Origin of the sequence: Frateuria edaphi (assembly GCF_021117405.1) — a bacterium.
Taxonomy (GTDB): domain Bacteria; phylum Pseudomonadota; class Gammaproteobacteria; order Xanthomonadales; family Rhodanobacteraceae; genus Frateuria_A; species Frateuria_A edaphi.
The window spans coordinates 3,724,426-3,741,017 of record NZ_CP088251.1 but is presented as its reverse complement, the minus strand read 5'-3'; the positions used below and the strand labels follow the sequence as shown (position 1 = coordinate 3,741,017).

The 16,592-nt window shown below is 69.1% G+C and carries 13 protein-coding genes; 9 read left to right on the top strand and 4 right to left on the bottom strand.

Translation table 11 applies throughout. The features are described from left to right. Positions 1 to 48: 48 nt before the first annotated feature. From LQ772_RS17230 to LQ772_RS17200, 7 genes are all read left to right on the top strand, one after another. Positions 49 to 1,992: a hybrid sensor histidine kinase/response regulator gene (locus LQ772_RS17230; RefSeq protein ID WP_231322755.1), complete on the top strand. Its 1,944-nt coding sequence runs from the start codon at positions 49 to 51 to the stop codon at positions 1,990 to 1,992. A gap of 144 nt (positions 1,993 to 2,136) precedes the next feature. Further along, positions 2,137 to 2,409, top strand: a complete 273-nt coding sequence (locus LQ772_RS17225) for a hypothetical protein (protein WP_231322753.1) — start codon at positions 2,137 to 2,139, stop codon at positions 2,407 to 2,409. Between the two features lie 59 nt (positions 2,410 to 2,468). Continuing rightward, a complete protein-coding gene (locus tag LQ772_RS17220) occupies positions 2,469 to 3,536 on the top strand; it encodes a BON domain-containing protein (protein ID WP_231322751.1) in 1,068 nt (355 codons plus the stop codon). Between the two features lie 283 nt (positions 3,537 to 3,819). Then, on the top strand, positions 3,820 to 5,160 hold the full coding sequence (locus LQ772_RS17215; protein ID WP_231322749.1) for a sigma-54-dependent transcriptional regulator: 1,341 nt from the start codon (positions 3,820 to 3,822) through the stop codon (positions 5,158 to 5,160). 1 nt (position 5,161) lies between these two features. Then, a complete protein-coding gene (locus tag LQ772_RS17210) occupies positions 5,162 to 5,881 on the top strand; it encodes a hypothetical protein (protein ID WP_231322748.1) in 720 nt (239 codons plus the stop codon). 371 nt (positions 5,882 to 6,252) lie between these two features. Continuing rightward, positions 6,253 to 6,546: a KGG domain-containing protein gene (locus LQ772_RS17205; protein ID WP_231322745.1), complete on the top strand. Its 294-nt coding sequence runs from the start codon at positions 6,253 to 6,255 to the stop codon at positions 6,544 to 6,546. 51 nt (positions 6,547 to 6,597) lie between these two features. After that, the gene (locus LQ772_RS17200; RefSeq protein ID WP_231322743.1) at positions 6,598 to 7,248 is read left to right on the top strand and encodes a DUF4142 domain-containing protein; all 651 of its coding nucleotides are present in this window, start codon (positions 6,598 to 6,600) and stop codon (positions 7,246 to 7,248) included. Between the two features lie 239 nt (positions 7,249 to 7,487). Here the strand turns inward: LQ772_RS17200 and LQ772_RS17195 are convergent, their stop codons facing one another. Beyond that, a complete protein-coding gene (locus tag LQ772_RS17195) occupies positions 7,488 to 8,339 on the bottom strand; it encodes an alpha/beta hydrolase (RefSeq protein ID WP_231322741.1) in 852 nt (283 codons plus the stop codon). Positions 8,340 to 8,458: 119 nt separating this feature from the next. Here LQ772_RS17195 and LQ772_RS17190 point away from each other — a divergent pair, with 119 nt between their 5' ends. Continuing rightward, complete coding sequence (locus LQ772_RS17190; RefSeq protein ID WP_231322739.1) at positions 8,459 to 13,009, top strand: DEAD/DEAH box helicase; 4,551 nt, start codon at positions 8,459 to 8,461, stop codon at positions 13,007 to 13,009. Between the two features lie 66 nt (positions 13,010 to 13,075). On the opposite strand, the gene LQ772_RS17185 is transcribed toward LQ772_RS17190, so the two are convergent. The 3 genes from LQ772_RS17185 to LQ772_RS17175 all read right to left on the bottom strand — a co-directional run bounded on the left by LQ772_RS17185 (position 13,076) and on the right by LQ772_RS17175 (position 16,137). Continuing rightward, on the bottom strand, positions 13,076 to 13,447 hold the full coding sequence (locus LQ772_RS17185) for a nuclear transport factor 2 family protein (protein ID WP_231322737.1): 372 nt from the start codon (positions 13,445 to 13,447) through the stop codon (positions 13,076 to 13,078). 156 nt (positions 13,448 to 13,603) lie between these two features. Next, entirely contained in the window at positions 13,604 to 15,199 is a 1,596-nt protein-coding gene (locus LQ772_RS17180; protein ID WP_231322736.1) for a S10 family peptidase, read from the bottom strand. 77 nt (positions 15,200 to 15,276) lie between these two features. After that, on the bottom strand, positions 15,277 to 16,137 hold the full coding sequence (locus tag LQ772_RS17175) for an EamA family transporter (protein WP_231322734.1): 861 nt from the start codon (positions 16,135 to 16,137) through the stop codon (positions 15,277 to 15,279). A gap of 116 nt (positions 16,138 to 16,253) precedes the next feature. On the opposite strand from LQ772_RS17175, the gene LQ772_RS17170 reads away from it, so the two are divergent. After that, positions 16,254 to 16,562 (top strand): DUF1272 domain-containing protein, encoded by a 309-nt coding sequence (locus LQ772_RS17170; RefSeq protein WP_231322732.1) that lies wholly within the window; start codon positions 16,254 to 16,256, stop codon positions 16,560 to 16,562. Positions 16,563 to 16,592: the final 30 nt, after the last annotated feature.

Below are 16,592 nucleotides of genomic sequence, written 5' to 3'. Positions count from 1 at the left end.
CCGTCATGGACGGCCGTGGCGCGGTGCTTGCTGTGCAAGGACGGTGGCGTGGAAACAAGCGGGTCCAATTCCTACCAGCTGCTGGTGCAGTCCATCCTGGACTACGCCATTTTCATGGTCGATCCGCAGGGCCGCATCCGTAGCTGGAACGCCGGCGCCGAACAGATCCACGGCCATCGCGCCGCCGACATCGTCGGACGCCCGTTCGCCCAGCTGCATACCGAGGAAGAGCGCGCGGGCGGGCGGCCGGAGCTGATCCTGCACATGGCCGCCGCGCACGGCCGCTTCCAGGAAGAAGCCGAGCGGCTGCGCCGCGACGGCAGCCGCTTCTGGGCGCACGTGGTGTGCGACGCGGTGCGCGACGAGCAGGGTCACCTGCTCGGCTTCGCCATGGTCACCCGCGACATCACCGAGCGGCGCCTCACCGAAAAGCGCCTGCGCGAAGTGGAGCGGCGCTTCCGCCTGTTCGTCGACGGCGTCACCGACTGCGCGATCTGCATGCTCGACGCGCACGGCACCGTCACCGACTGGAACACCGGCGCCGAACGCATCAAGGGCTATACCGCGACGGAAATCATCGGCCGGCCGCTGACGCAGTTCTTCGTCAACCCGTTGGTGGCCCAGACGGCGATGACCGTGGCCAGCGAGAGCGGCCGCTACGACGTGGTCGACTGGCAGGTCCGCAAGGACGGTTCGCGCTTCATGGCCGAGATCGCCATCGACGCGATCCGCGACAATGACGGCCAGTTGCTGGGCTTTGCCAAGATCACCCGCGACATCACCGAACGCATGGAAGCGGAACGGCATCTGGAAGAAACCCGCGCGCAGCTGTTCCAGTCGCAGAAGATCGAGGCGCTGGGCCAGCTCACCGGCGGCATGGCGCACGACTTCAACAACCTGCTTCAGGGCATCATCGGATCGCTGGAAGTGGTCGAGATGCGCCTGGCCGCCGGTCGCCAGGACGTGGAGCGGTTCCTCGGCAACGCGCTCGATTCGGCCAAGCGAGCGGCCACGCTGACCCATCGCCTGCTCGCCTTCGCGCGGCGCCAGCCGCTGGCGCCCAAGAGCGTCAACCTCAACGACCTGATCGCGCAGATCGCCGAGCTGCTGCCGGCCACGCTGGGCGAGCGGATCGAGCTGAAGCTCGAACTGGCGCCCGCGCTGGTGCCGGTGCTATGCGATCCGAACCTGCTGGAAAGCGCGATCCTCAACTTGGCCATCAACGCGCGCGACGCCATGCCCGACGGTGGCCAGCTGACCATCCGCACCGGCTCGGTGCCGCCCGGCGAAGGCCCGCTGCGCCGCCCGCACAGCCTGCGCGATGCGCCCACGTTGCTGCTGCAGGTGAGCGACACCGGCATCGGCATGACACCCGACGTGCGCGCGCGGGCCTTCGACCCGTTCTTCACCACCAAGCCCAAGGGGCGCGGCACCGGCCTGGGCCTGTCGATGATCCATGGCTTCGTCAGCCAGTCGCGCGGCGCCATCGAGCTGGACAGCGAGCCCGGCCACGGCACCACCGTGTCGATCTACCTGCCCAGCGGCGAGCGCCGCAGCGTGCGTGCGCTGGACGATCGAAACGCCGGCAAGCACTGGGAGCCTGCCGCCGGCGAGACCATCCTGCTGGTGGAGGACGAAGACGTGGTGCGCGACCTGATCGCCGGCAAGCTGCGCGACCTGCGCTACCGCGTGCTCGAAGCGCGCGACGGCCACGCAGGCCTGGCCATCATCGAATCGACCGAACGCATCGACCTGGTCGTTTCCGACATCGGACTGCCCGGCCTGACCGGCATGCAGATGGTCGACGTCGGCCGCCGCCACCGTCCGGACATGAAAGTGCTTTTCATGACCGGGTACGCCGGGACCATGCCCGATAACTGGACGCTCGACGCCAACACCGACCTGTTGACCAAGCCGTTCGAGTTCGACGCACTGGTGCAGCGCATGCGCAACCTGCTGCCCGGCCCGCTGAAGCAGGCAAGCTCTCCGTAACAGGCAGGCGCCCGCCTGTAAAAACTGCCGGGGTCGGTAAAAGCTGCCAGTGCCGCGTGCACGGCCGGGCTCGCCGGCACCCGCGCGCCGGATTGGCACATGGCTTGAATGGTGGGTGATGTCCCTCTTCCACGAGGCATCCCCATGCACGCGTTCCTGCCCTGCCCGCCGCTGGTCAATCCGATCCGCGTGCCGCGCATGCCGCCGCCCGGCAGCATGGTGCCGTCCAAGCCGGTCGGTGACCCCGAATCACTGCCGCCCGACCCCACGCCGCCGCAGCCTTACGACCCGGGCGATCCGGTACGCGCGCCGAGGCCGCGCGAGCCGGACATGCCGGCCATCGACCCGCACGAGCCCGGCATTCCCATGCCGCGCATCGGCGAACCCGGCACGCCGCTCTGCCGCTGGTTGAACTGACAGCAAAAGTTGACACGAAGGCTGCAATTTTTTCGCCCACCCATCCCACCGGAGGTTCCATGAGCCGAGACGACGATCGACACGACGACGAAAGGTCACGCTATCGCACCCGCGAAGAGCGGATCCGCGAACGCAACCTGCGCGATCCGTACGAAGCGGGTCGGCAGGTCCGCGCGTACGGCGGCGACGAAGAACGCCCCTGGCAGGCCGCACACCCGCGCCGCGACTTCGAGGGCGGTCGCGCGCCCGACCGGAGCGAACAGCCGGCGCGCTACGGTGGCGGCTATCGCGAGGATGACGAGCTGTGGGCACGTCCGCGCGACGCGCGCGGCGATGCGCGCTACGGCCTGGATACCGATGCCGAACGCCACTTCGCGGAGGGCTATCGCAATGCGGACGACCGCCACCGCGCCCACGGCTACGGCCGCTCCGCCGGCATCTGGCGGAACGAGCCGCGCCACGGCCAGAGCAACAGCGGCTACGACGCCGATCGCGCCTACGGCCAGGGCAACCGGCAGGACGACGCGCGCAGCGATCGCATGCGCGCCAGCTGGACGCAGGAACACGACTACGAGGGCCCGCGCTACGGTGCGGAAGGCAGCCGCGCGTCATCCGGTCGTGGCGAGCTCGGCAGTCAATACGCGCGCACCGATACCTACGGTGGCGCCGGCTTCCGCCAGGAGGGCAAGCGCTACTGGTTCGACGAAGGCGACCAGCGCGGCCAGTTCCGCGGCACGCAGCCCCGCGGTTACGAACGCAGCGACGAACGCCTGCGCGAGCTCGCCTGCGAGCGGCTGACCGACGCGGACCTGGACGCCAGCGATATCGAGGTGAAGGTGAACCTGGGGACGGTCACGCTCGAGGGGACCGTCCGCGCGCGCTGGATGAAACACGCCGCGGAGGACATCATCGACGACCTGGGCGGCGTGAAGGACATCCAGAACCATCTGCGCGTGACTCGCGGCGATACGGACACCGGCGCGCAAGCCACGACAGCTTTGCCAGCCAGCGGGCCCGGCGGTACGTCGGCCACTGGATCGTCCGGTGGCGCGACCGCCGGTACGGCTCCCTCGGGCGGCGTCGCCGACAAGGGCAACGGCGACATCGGCGGACGCAGCCGACATTGACGCGCGCTGCACAAACCTGCCTGCACGGCAACGCAGACGGGCGCAACGCGACAAGCGCAGACGCGCGTACGGCATACGCCACACGCGTGTCGGGCAACCCTTACAACTGGGAACATCTCTTCGACGCTACTTGCACTTCGCTTGGGGCATCGTCGGTTTCGTCCACGCCGACCTGCCAAGCGCTGCGCAGTTCTAGCTGTCGCCGTGGATCCACGGGCGCGCAGGCGCGCCCCGATTCCTCCACGAGACAGCTTGGGGTCACCGACCCCTCCCCGGTGAACCTGTGCCGACGACTGCTTCCATCCTGCTCGTTGACGACGACCTTCAATTCCTAGACGTGGTAACCGCCTTTGCCGAACCGAAAGAATGCACCGTCACCGGTGCCGCCAGCCTGGCGCACGCGCTCAAGCTCACGGCCGAACGGCGGTTCGATCTTTTGTTGCTCGACCTGTCGTTGCCCGATGGCAACGGCCTGGAACTGATCGACCGCCTGGACCCGCAACAGACCGGGCAGGTGGTCGTGGTCACTGGACATCCTTCGGTGGAGACCGCCGTGCGTGCGCTGCAATTGCCCGTGCTGGATTACCTGATCAAGCCGATCGAGGGCGCGCAGCTCACCTGCCTGCTCGACCAAGCGATCGCGGCGGCCAAGCTGCGCGCCGCCTCGCAGGAAGAGAGCGAGCGCTGCGGCGAGCTGATCGGCACGAGCGCGGTGATGCAACAGCTGTTCGAGAAGATCCGCCGCGTCGCGCCGCTGGACGTGACGGTGCTGATCCACGGCGAGAGCGGCACCGGCAAGGAACTGGCCGCGCGCGCGTTGCACCGGTACAGCGAGCGCAGCGGTCGCTTCGTCGCGGTCAACTGCGGCGCGATCGCACCGGACCTGCTCACCAGCCAGCTGTTCGGCCACGAGCGCGGCAGCTTCACCGGCGCGGTCAAGGACCACGCCGGCTTCTTCGAGCAGGCGCAGGGCGGCACGCTGTTCCTGGACGAATGCACGGAGATGCCGCTGCAGTTGCAGACGCACCTGCTGCGCGTGCTGGAGGAGCGCGACGTCACCCGCGTCGGCGCCAGCGCCAGCAAGCCGGTGGACGTGCGCGTGATCGCCGCGACCAACCGCGATCCGTTGCAGGCGGTGCGCGATGGCGTGCTGCGCGCCGACCTCTACTACCGCCTGATGGATTTCCCGCTGGCGATGCCGCCATTGCGCGAACACGCCAGCGACATCCCGCTGCTGGCCCAGCGCTTCCTGGACCGGCTCAACGAGCGCTACGGCACGGCGCGCCGCTTCGCCCCCGACGCGGTGCGCCGGCTGTTCACCTACGACTGGCCTGGCAACGCGCGCGAACTCAAGCACGCCGTGCAGCGCGCCTGGGTGATGTCCGGCGAAGAGCTGGACATGCACATCGCCCAGCCACCGCAGCATCCGCTGCACCAGGCGCACGACCACGGCAGCATGCCCTTTCGCATCGGCATGACCATCGAGGAAATGGAAAAACAGATGCTCCTGCGCACGCTTGCGCATTTCGACAACGACAAGACGCGAACGGCCGAGGCGTTGGGGGTAAGCCTCAAGACGATCTACAACAAGCTGTCGCGTTACCAGCACGAAGACCGCGAATGAAATGAACGCTCGACCGGCAAGCTCAGCCATTACCCCCATCCCCCTGCCGCTGCCGACAACGTTGCAAGCGCTAGACGCCTCCTCCGCCGAGGAAGCGATCACCCGCCTGCTGCAACACGTCAGCCTGCAATGGCACGCCGAAGTCTGCCTGCTGGTGGCGCCGCACCGGCCCAGCGGGCAGGGCCGCTACTGCTGGCAGCTGCCACCGCCACCGCCTTCGCGCCGCGATGCGCGGGCGCTGGCCGGGCAGGTGGCCACGCAGTCGCTGCGCTCGGCGCTCACCGTGGAGCGCAGCGATGCACGCGAACGCGACGGCAGCGCACGCCTGCGCGCGATCGCCCTGCCGTGCCGCCGCGCGCGCCGACCGGCAGCCGCGCTTGGCCTGGCGCTCTACCGCCCGCGCATGCTCGACGCGGAAGAACGCGCCGCGCTGGCGCACGTCGGTGCCTGGCTGGCGGTCCTGCTGCAGCGCGAACGGCGCGAATCGACCGAACAGGAACAGAACACCGATCCGGTGCCGGTGGTCGATGCGATCAACAACGCGCTCAACGTCATCCTGATGCGCACGGATCTCGCCGCGCTGATGCTCGAGCGCAAGGAACACGCCGGCGTGCTCGCCGTGCTGAACCAGATCGGCAGCGGCTGCCTGCGCTGCGCCGAACTGGCCCGTGGCCTGCTCGCCGAGCCGCCGCGCCCGCTTCGTCGTTCCGACCTGAACTAGCTGCCGCGGAGCATCGCCCACGGGTGGGCTCCTGAGAAAAAGCCGCGCGCTCCCCGTGGGAGCCTGCTCACGGGCGATGCATTTCGTTCCGCCGGAGCCAAACGTCTAGCCCCCATCCACACCGCCGTCACCGCCCGTAGCTGCCCGTCCCGGCAACTTTTCCAAGCGGCTTTGTAGTTTTGCCGCGACCGCTTGCGAGCAGGCGCGACAGCATCCGTCCTGTCGACGACGTTGGCCGCGAAACGGCGGCGTTCGGCGCACTTCCAGACTGGCATGGATGTTGCCACCAACACGGCAGTCGCCGCGCAACGCGGCGCGCCGTCGGGCCCCCACTGCTCGACGTCCCCCGAACGCATGAAGAGAGCACCGACATGTCCAGCAAGAACCCAGGCAGCAGCACCAGCAAGCGCGGCTTCGCCAGCATGGACGAGGAGCGCCAGCGCGAGATCGCCAGCGAGGGTGGTCGCGCGGCGCATGCCAGCGGCCATGCCCATCAATTCACGTCCGATGAAGCGCGTCGGGCCGGCCAGAAAGGCGGCGAGGCGGTGAGCGCCAACCGCGAGCACATGGCGGCGATCGGCCGCAAGGGCGGCGAGGCCAGCCACGGCCGCCGCGGCGATACCAAGTCCGGCCGGACGGAACAGAAGGATGAGGAAGGCGATTGATCGCGCCCCTGCCAGACCCGGGGGCCGCAAACCATCCAGAAGGAGAACACCATGACAGCACGACGCATCAGCCTGGTGCTCGGCACCGCGCTGGTCGCCGGCCTGTCGTTCGGCGCGATCGCGCAGAACGGCGCGGCCCACGACAGCAGCGACCGCATGACCCACAGCATGCAGAGCGATGGCAGCCACGATGCGGTGTTCATGCGCCAGGCCGCTGCCGCCAACATGGCCGAGATCCAGGCCGGACGCATCGCGCTGGACAAGTCCGGCAATGCCCAGGTCAAGCAGCTGGCCCAGCGCATCATCGATGACCATACCAAGGCGGGCGACCAGCTGATGAGCATCGCCCAGCGCAAACAGGTGTCCCTGCCCACCGAGCCGATGCCGATGCAAAAGCAGGAAGCCGATCACCTGAAGTCGCTCAGCGGTACCGCTTTCGACCAGGCCTATGCGCAGGCGATGGTCAAGGACCACCGCGACGCCATCAAGTTGTTCGGCATGGAAAGCGCGAACGGCAGCGACCCGGACCTCAAGCAGTTCGCCAGCACCACGCTGCCGGCGCTGAAGATGCACCTGCAGATGGCCGAGCAGCTCCCCGGCGGTGGCATGCATCGCAATGGCGCGATGGACCACACCGGCGCCACGCCAATGGACGACAACGGCTCGATGCACATGCCGGCTTCGGGCAGCAGCACGCGTTGAGACGATGAACGCCACGGCCCACCAGCGCTGCGCCCACCCGGCCTGTCGCTGCAGCGTGCCGGTGGGCGACACCTACTGCTCCGAACATTGCCGCCAGACAGTCGACGAGCCGGCCGATGGGCCCTGCGGCTGCGGACACGCGCCCTGCGAGCCCGCCTCGAAGGACGGCATGGCGGACCGCGCAGGATAGGTTCTCCGTGGACGCGACCGGAAAGCCGCGGTCGCGTCCGGTGGCGTTTCTACGGGGACTGCTCCAGCCACGCTTCCAATTGAGCCAGCACGAGACCGCGCCCGGGTTCGGCTTCGTTGAACAGTTCGTGGAAGAGGTCCTCGTACACGTGCACCGTCAGGTGCCCACTGGCCCGCGCGGCGGCGGCGAACGCGTAGCTGCCGCGCGCATCGACCAGCCGGTCGGCGCCAGCCACCAGCAGCAGCGTGGGTACCGACAGCGTGGCGGCGACGTCGACGCAATGCCGACCGCTCTCGAAAATGAAGCGCGCCAGGCGCGGAGTGATCCAGCCCGAGCGCAACGGATCGTCCCGGTAGGCCGCGACCACCGCCGCCTCGTGTGAAAGCGCCTCGAAAGGCAGCCCGCTGCGCAGGGGCAGGTTCGGCAGCACCCGGGCGAGCCTTATCGCCAGCGCCTGTTCCCACGCGGGCGTCCAGGCGCGCAGCGCCGGCGAGGAAAGCACCAGGGCAGGCGGCGCCACGCGTTTGTCGAGCACCGCGCGGAGCGCGACCAGCCCGCCCATGCTGTGGCCCAACAACAGCGGCGGCTCGGGCAGAGTGGCGGCGAAGTCGCCGTACACCTGGGCCAAGTCGTCGATCAATTCCAGCGGCCTCGACAGTGCGCCCCGCCGGCCAGGCGAGCGGCCATGCCCGCGCTGGTCGTAGCTGCGCACCGCATAGCCGCGCGCGTTGAACCACGCGGCCAGCGGACCGTAGCGGCCGGCGTGTTCGCCCAGCCCGTGCACGATCAGCACGCCGGCGCGGGCGCCGGCCAGCGGCCAGTCATGCGTGCACAGCTGCCGGCCGTCGGCCAGGGTCAGCCAGCCGAGCGCTTCACTGCCTGTCCGCCGCTGTGCATCCACGCGCCTGCCTCGTCTTCGCCTGTTCCTTAAGCTAGCCCGACGGCAGCGCCCTGAACAGGCTCGAAGTATGAGACGGGAGCCCCTATATCATCGGGAACGTCGCACCCGCCCTGGCCGCCATGCCGCTCGAACACTTCCATCCTGCCGTCGCGCGCTGGTTCCAGCGCAGCTTCCCGGCGCCCACCGCGGCGCAGGTGGGCGCGTGGCCGAACATCCACGCGGGTCGCCACACGCTGGTCGCCGCGCCGACCGGTTCGGGCAAGACGCTGACCGCCTTCCTCGCCGCCATCGACGCGCTGGTACGCGAGGGCGTGGCCAATGGCGGCGCGTTGCCGGACGAGACACGGGTGGTCTACGTCTCGCCGCTGAAAGCACTGTCCAACGACATCCACATCAATCTCGAAGCACCGCTGGAAGGCATTCGAGCCGAGCTCGAGGCGGAAGGATTGCCGGACGTGGCGATCCGCACCGCCGTGCGAACCGGCGACACGCCGCAAGCCGCCCGCGCGCTGATGCGCAAGGTGAGCCCGCACATCCTGGTCACCACGCCCGAATCGCTGTACGTGCTGCTGGGCTCGGCGTCCGGACGGGAGATGCTCAAGAGCACGCGCGCGGTGATCGTGGACGAGATCCATGCGCTGGCCAATTCCAAGCGTGGCACGCACCTGGCCTTGTCGCTGGAGCGGCTGGAGTCATTGTGCCAGCGGCCGCTGCAGCGGATCGGGTTGTCGGCGACACAGAAGCCGATCGAAGAGGTGGCGCGGTTCCTGGTCGGAGCGCGCGCTGCCTCACCCGACCCTTCGGGCCACGTTCTCCCTGAAGGGGAGAAGGAAGCAACGCGCTGCGCGATTGTGGATGTGGGCCACACCCGCCCGCGCGATCTCGCCATCGAAGTCCCGCCCGTGGCGCTCGAAGCGGTGATGTCCAACGACAGTTGGGGCACCGTCTACGACCGCCTCGCCCAGCTCGCCCGCGAGCACCGCACCACGCTGGTCTTCGTCAACACCCGCCGCATGGCCGAGCGCGCCGCGCGTCACCTGGCCGAGCGGTTGGGCAAGGAGGCGGTGGCCGCACACCACGGCAGCCTGGCCAAGGAACTGCGACTCGACGCCGAGCAGCGCCTCAAGCGCGGCGAACTGAAACTGCTGGTCGCCACCGCATCGCTGGAGCTGGGCATCGACATCGGCGATGTGGACCTGGTCTGCCAGCTCGCCTCGCCGCGCTCGATCGCTGCCTTCCTGCAGCGTGCCGGACGTTCCGGCCACGCGGTCAACGGCACCCCCAAGGCGCGATTGTTCCCGACCAGCCGCGACGACCTGCTCGAATGCGCCGCGCTGCTCGACTGCGTGCGCCGCGGCGAACTCGATGCGCTGGTGCAGCCGGTGCAGCCGCTGGACGTACTCGCGCAACAGATCGTCGCCGAGGTGGCCAGCCAGGAATGGGACGAGGACGCGCTGTACGCGCTGGTGCGGGGCGCGCATCCCTATCGCGAGCTGCCGCGCGAGCAGTTCGATGCCATCGTGCGCATGCTCGCCGAAGGCTTCAGCACCCGCCGCGGCGCACGCGCCGCGTACATCCACCGCGATGCCGTGCATCGCCAGCTGCGTGCGCGCCGCAACGCGCGGCTGACCGCGGTGACTTCCGGCGGCACCATCCCGGACACGGCCGATTACCTGGTGGTGATGGAACCGCAGAACACCATCATCGGTTCGGTCAACGAGGACTTCGCGGTCGAGAGCCTGGCCGGCGACGTGTTCCAGCTCGGCAATACCAGCTACCGCATCCTGCGCGTGGAGCGCGACCGCCTGCGCGTGGAAGACGCGCACGGCGCGCCGCCGAGCATTCCGTTCTGGCTGGGCGAAGCGCCAGGGCGCAGCGATGAACTCTCCTTCGGCGTGGCGCGCCTGCGCGAGGAGATCGCCCATCTCCTCGACGCCGGCGGCATTGCCGCGGCACTGGCGTGGCTGCGCTCGACGCTCGGCATGGGCGAGGCGGCCGCGCAGCAGCTGGCCGACTATCTGCACCGCGCCAAGGTCGCGCTCGGCGTGCTGCCGACCCAGCACACGATCGTGTTCGAGCGCTTCTTCGACGAATCGGGCGGCACCCAGCTGGTGATCCACACGCCCTTCGGCAGCCGCATCAACCGCGCCTGGGGCCTGGCGCTGCGCAAGCGCTTCTGCCGCCAGTTCAACTTCGAACTGCAGGCGGCGGCGACCGAGGACGCCATCGTGCTGTCGCTCTCGACCAGCCACAGCTTCCCGCTGGAGGAAGTCTCCCGTTACCTGCATTCGAACTCGGCCGAGCACGTGCTGGTGCAGGCGCTGCTGGATGCGCCCCTGTTCCCCGCGCGCTGGCGCTGGAATGCCGTCACCGCGCTGGCGCTGCCACGCTACACCGGCGGCAAGAAGACCCCGCCGCAGATCCAGCGCATGAAGAGCGAGGACCTGCTCGCCACCGTCTTCCCCGACCAGGTCGCCTGCCTGGAGAACATCGTCGGCGAGCGGCAGATTCCCGACCACCCGCTGGTCAACCAGACCCTGCACGACTGCCTGCGCGAGGCGATGGATGTCGACGGCTTGCTGCGCATCCTGCGCGGCTTCGAGGCCGGCGCGATCACGGTGGTCGCACGCGACCTCACCGGTCCCAGCCCGCTCGCCTCCGAAGTGCTCACCGCCGCGCCGTACGCGTATCTCGACGACGCGCCACTGGAGGAGCGCCGCACGCAGGCGGTGCAGAACCGCCGCTGGAACGCCGAGGATGCCGACGACCTTGGCCGGCTCGATCCGGCGGCGATCGCCGCCGTGCGCGAGGAGGCCTGGCCGCAGGTGCGCAGCGGCGACGAAATGCATGAGGCGCTCACGCTGCTCGGGTTTGTCACGGATGCCGAAGTAGCCGCCAACACCGGTTGGCAGGAGCGCCTGGGAGCGCTCGCCAGACACCATCGCGCGACGCGTCTGGAGCTCCCCGCGAACCCCGACCCCTCATCCGCCCCCGCCGGGGCCACCTTCTCACCGCAGGAGAGAAGGAACAGTGGCGTGTGGGTCGCGGCGGAGGCCTTGCCCCTGTGGCAGGCCATCCACGCCGACGCGCCGCGGCATCCGCCCATCAGCGCCCCGCCCGACTACGCCGCCCAGACCTGGACGCGCGACGACGCCCTGCTCGAACTGGTCCGCCGCCGCCTGGGCGGCCTGGGTCCGACTACGCCCGCATCGATCGCCGCCTCGCTCGCCGTCGATCCGGCCGATATCGAACCGGCCCTGCTGCGCCTGCAGTCGGAAGGCTACGTCATGCAGGGCCGCTTCACCCCGGACGCGCCGGCCATCGAGTGGTGCGAGCGCCATCTTCTCGCGCGCATCCACCGCTACACCATCGGCCGCCTGCGCCGCGAGATCGAGCCGGTCAGCCGCCGCGACCTGATCCGCTTCTTCGCCGACTGGCAGCACCTGACGCCCGACACGCGGCTGGAAGGCCCCGACGGCCTGATCGCCACCCTGCACCAGCTCGAAGGCTACGAAGCCGCCGCCGGCGCCTGGGAAACCGAGGTGCTGCCCTCGCGCGTGGGCGACTACGCCAGCCGCTGGCTGGACGAACTGTGCCGCGCCGGCCGCTTCGGCTGGAACCGCCTGCGTGCCGGTGGCGGCAGCGCCGGCCCCGTTCGCGCCACGCCGATCGTGCTGCTGCCACGCCGGCAGATGGCCATCTGGACGTCTATGGCGGCGGGCGAGCAGCCGCAGGACCAGCTGCTCTCCTCGCGCGCCCAGGCCGTGGCCGACGCACTGTCCAGCCACGGCGCGCTGTTCTTCGACGAACTGCTCGATGCCACGCACCTGTTGCGCACCGAACTGGAGAACGCGCTGGGCGAGCTGGTCGCCGCGGGCCGGGTCACCGCCGACAGCTTTGCCGGGCTGCGCGCACTGCTTCTGCCCGCGGCCAAGCGCGACTCGCGTCCACACCGGCGCGCGCGGCGGCATGCGTTGAGCGAGATCGAGGATGCGGGACGCTGGTCGCTGGCGCGCCCATCCCTTCTCCCTTCCGGGGAAAAGGCGGCCCCTGCGGGATCGGATGAGGGGTCGGGGCGCACGGGAGGCTTCGTTGGAAACTCCCCGCAAGATCGACCTCTCACCTCAATCTCCTCCCCGGAAGGGAGAGGAGGCCAAGGAAGCGCTTCGCGCCGGCTTGATTCGGATGAAGCGGAACACGTTGCACGTGTTCTGCTTCGCCGCTACGGCGTGGTGTTCTGGAAACTGCTCGAACGAGAAGCCCCGTGGCTGCCTTCCTGGCGCGAATTGCTGCGCGTGTACCACCGACTGGAAGCGCGCGGCGAGATCCGCGGCGGGCGCTTTGTCGAGGGACTGGTCGGCGAGCAGTTCGCGCTGCCCGAAGCGGTCGGTGCCCTGCGCGCGGTGCGCCAGCGGGAGGCCACGCAGCAGCTGGTGTGCGTGAGCGGCAGCGATCCGCTCAACCTGGTCGGCACCGTGCTGGCTGGCGACAAGCTGCCGGCGCTGGCTGGTACCCGCGTGCTGTACGAGGACGGCGTGCCTGTGGCTGCGCTGGTGGCGAACAAGCCGCAGTTCCTGCTGGAGGCCGATGGCGCCACCCAGCAGCGCTGGCGCAACGCGCTGCTGCGTCGGCCCGGCAGCGAGGCGCGGGGAATCGGACTGGCGGTGTAAGAAGGTGGGCTGAGGACACCCTACCCGGCGGCGCGTGGCGCGACGTCGGCGCAACAACCGCCCGCCTCAGTCGCTGATATCGGCGATATGCACCAGCAGTCCGTCGTGCACGCGAAACTCGCTGCGCCCGTTCAACGCGATCGTCTGCCCGGCCATGGCGCCATTGGGCAGGTCCAGCGCGAACACGCCCTCGAACGCGATACCCACTTGCGCCACGCCGTTGCTTTCGACATAACCGGTGACCGTCTGCCGCCGCCGCGCGAACAGCGGCAGCGTGCTCTGCGCCAGCCGGCGAAACTCCTCGATGCCCTGGGTGCGCACGGTGGTGACGCCCGCGGTGACGTTCTCGAAGGTCACCTGCGGATGCAGCGTGGCCAGCATGCCGTCCACGTCCAGGCGGTTGTAGGCGTCGATGTAGCGATCGATCAGGGCGCGCATGGGGGCTTCACCGGCTTCGGGGGCGCCGGGAGCATAGCAAGCGCGCGACCCAAAGCCCCTCTCCCACGAAGGAGAAAGGCGGCGTGAGGGTAGGCCAATCCGTTCGATGGCTTTGCCCGTACCCCCGACCTCGGGATGCCTCCCCGTAGGAGAGCCTTATTTCACGTTGTCCGTCTGCTCGATGAACTTCGCCACGTTGTCGTGCAGTTCCTTCAACGACTGCTCGTGCGCATAGACCATGTGACCGGACGGGTACCAGGCGTAGGAAATGTTCTTCTGCAGCGAGGCCGGGATCGGCAGGTGGCTCATTTCGTATTCGGCCGCGAAGTAGGGCGTGGCCAGGTCGTAATAGCCGCCGTTCAAGAACACCTTGAGGTCCGGGTTGGTCTTCATCGCGATCGCCAGGTCCGGCATCACGTTGGTCGACTGCTGCAGCGCCTCGCCGTGCACGCCCGGGGCCTTGTGCGCGAAGTCCCAGTGATCGATGTCGGCGAACAGGCGGTATTGCATGCCGTCGCCGAATTTCAGCTGCCGGCGCACGTAGTCGTTGAAGGCCGACACGTAGGCCGAGCTGATCGCCGAGGACTGCGGGTCGTATTCGGAATCCTTGGCCAGCGGATCGAGCGCGGGACCGGAGAAGCGGCTGTCCAGGCGGCCGGTGGTGAATCCGCCATCGAACTGCAGCTCGTGCTCGAACATGCCGCCGGTGACACGCAGGTCGGCCTTGACCAGATAGTCGACGGGCAGGCCGGTGTACTGGTGCAGCTTCTCGGCCACGGCGCGCTTGCGCGCCTCGTCCAGGTGCGCGCCCTGCATCAGCGCGCTGGCGTAATCGCCCAGCGCGTACTGTTCCACCTCGCGCAGGAACGGCTCCAGTTGCGCCGGCGGCTGCGGCAGCTTGTGGTGGTAGTAGGCGGTGGCGGCGAAGGTCGGCAGCGCCAGCGCGTAGGGCAGGTCCACGCCCGGGTTGAACTCGGGCCCGTCGATGCTGGTGTCGAACGACAGGATCTGCGAGAGCAGGATCACGCCGTTCAAGTCGACGCTGTCCTCGTTCTCCAGGTCGTTGGCCAGCACCGCCGAGCGGGTCGTGCCGTAGCTCTCGCCGAACAGGTACTTGGGCGAATTCCAGCGGCCGTATTTGGAGAGGAACTCGGTGATGAACTGCGCGAAGGCCTTGCCGTCACCGTCGACGCCGTAGACGGCCTTCTTGCGCTTGTCCATCTGCTCGTCGCGCTTGGACTTGTCCTTCTCGTCGGCGATCAGGCGCGAGAAGCCGGCGCCGGGCGCGTCGATGAACACCAGATCGGAGGCGTCGAGCAGGCTGTAGTCGTTGTTGACCAGGCCGTAGGGCGCCGCCGGTGTGTGGCTGTCGTCGCTGGTGACCACGCGCCTGGGGCCGAACGCGCCCATGTGCAGCCACACGGTGGCCGAGCCGGGGCCGCCGTTATAGATGAAGGTGATCGGGCGTCGTGACGGATCCACGCCCTGCTTGAAGTAGGCGGCGTAGAACATGCTGACGGTCGGGTCGTCGCTCTGATCGCCGTGCTCGTGCAGTACCAGCGTGCCGGCGACCGCCTTGTAGTCGACACGCTTGCCCTCGACGGTCACCGAACCGGTGCTCTCGGCGCTGCGCGGCTTGGCCAGCGCTGCATCGGGTTTGGTCTCGTCGGGTGCCTTGTCCTTGTCGGCGGCGAAGGCAGCGGGAACGATCAGCAGCGCGGTCAGCGCCGCGACGAGGGGAAGCTTGCGCATCGAACGACCTCACGGAGCACACGGAAGCGGCCAGCATAGGCGCGCCCGGCGGCCTCTTCATACCCCAGAAGTCACTCTCAGCCCCGCGCCAGCAGGGCAATCGCCACGACGGCCAGGCCCAGGCCCGCGAGGTTGACGCGCGAGAGCCGCTCGCGGAACACCAGCAGCCCCGCCAGCGCGCCCAACCCGACGACACCCAGGTTCATGCCCGCGAACACCAGCGCCGGCCGCCCCGGCAACGCCTGGTGCGCGCGCAGGTAGAACAGGATGTTGCCGAAGTTGAGCAAGCCAAGCAGCAGGCCCGCGGCGAGACTGCGGGCGCCCAGGTTCGCTCGGCCACGTGCCAGCCGCCATCCCTGCAGGACGATCGAGACCAGCAGCGCCAGCGAGAACATCGCCAGCAGCGCCGCCCCCAGCGGCACGCCCGCGCCAGCCACGCGCTTGAACAGCACGTCGATCACGCCGAAGCCCAGGAACACCAGCAACGGGTAGGTCCAGCGACCGCCGCCAGCGGACGCTTGGCCGTCACCGGCCGGCCGCCACACGAGGCTCACCAGCGCCCCCAGTCCCGCGGCAATGCCCCAGCCCTTGATGGCGCTCGGCGGTTCGCCGAACAGGACGAAGGCCGCCAGCAGGGAGATCAGCAGCGACAACCGCTGCGCCACTTCCGAGCGCACGATGCCGGCGTGGCGGACCGAGCCGGCCAACGCCAGGAAGATGGTCGGCAGCAGCAGGCCCAGCCCCGCCAGCGCCGGCCACGCGCCGGTGGCGGCGCGCAACGTCGATGGCGCTGGCGCGAACACCAGCGCGCTCGCCGCGGCGGCCACCACGTAATTCCAGGCGATCGCCTGGCCCACGTCGACGTCCAGCCGGCGCGCAAGCTTGAGCAGTACCGAGACCAGCACGCTGCACAGCGCGGCGGCCAGGAGGAAGGGCATGGCGAAGTCCTGGGCAAAGACGGAAGAATAATGGGGACGCGCGGTTTCCCTCGCGCCATCTACGGTCTGCCGTTCGCACAGGCCCACCACGAACGCCTCTCCACCGGAGCCTTCCCATGCTCGAACTTCGCCCGACCTGCGAGCACTGCGACAAGCCGCTACCGCCCTCGTCGACCGACGCGCGCATCTGCTCGTTCGAATGCACCTTCTGCCACGACTGCGTCGAACAGGTGCTGCAGGGTGTGTGCCCCAACTGCGGCGGGGGCTTCGTGCCGCGGCCGGTGCGGCCGGCGCGGGACTGGAAGAACGGCCATTTTCTCGGCCGTTACCCGGCCACGGGCACGGTCACGCACAAGCCGGTGGATGCGGCGGCGCACGCGGCACTGGTGGCGCGACTGGATGGCCTCGCGCCCGAAAGGCGGTAAGCCGCCCGCAGAAGCCCACCTGTGGGCGAT

Excerpts from the sequence above, each read along its gene's own strand:
- LQ772_RS17225 (WP_231322753.1), top strand. The coding sequence starts at position 2,137 with ATGCACGCGTTCCTGCCCTGCCCGCCGCTGGTCAATCCGATCCGCGTG.
- LQ772_RS17220 (WP_231322751.1), top strand. The coding sequence starts at position 2,469 with ATGAGCCGAGACGACGATCGACACGACGACGAAAGGTCACGCTATCGC.
- LQ772_RS17210 (WP_231322748.1), top strand. The coding sequence starts at position 5,162 with ATGAACGCTCGACCGGCAAGCTCAGCCATTACCCCCATCCCCCTGCCG.
- LQ772_RS17205 (WP_231322745.1), top strand. The coding sequence starts at position 6,253 with ATGTCCAGCAAGAACCCAGGCAGCAGCACCAGCAAGCGCGGCTTCGCC.
- LQ772_RS17200 (WP_231322743.1), top strand. The coding sequence starts at position 6,598 with ATGACAGCACGACGCATCAGCCTGGTGCTCGGCACCGCGCTGGTCGCC.
- LQ772_RS17190 (WP_231322739.1), top strand. The coding sequence starts at position 8,459 with ATGCCGCTCGAACACTTCCATCCTGCCGTCGCGCGCTGGTTCCAGCGC.
- LQ772_RS17185 (WP_231322737.1), bottom strand. The coding sequence starts at position 13,447 with ATGCGCGCCCTGATCGATCGCTACATCGACGCCTACAACCGCCTGGAC.
- LQ772_RS17180 (WP_231322736.1), bottom strand. The coding sequence starts at position 15,199 with ATGCGCAAGCTTCCCCTCGTCGCGGCGCTGACCGCGCTGCTGATCGTT.
- LQ772_RS17175 (WP_231322734.1), bottom strand. The coding sequence starts at position 16,137 with ATGCCCTTCCTCCTGGCCGCCGCGCTGTGCAGCGTGCTGGTCTCGGTA.
- LQ772_RS17170 (WP_231322732.1), top strand. The coding sequence starts at position 16,254 with ATGCTCGAACTTCGCCCGACCTGCGAGCACTGCGACAAGCCGCTACCG.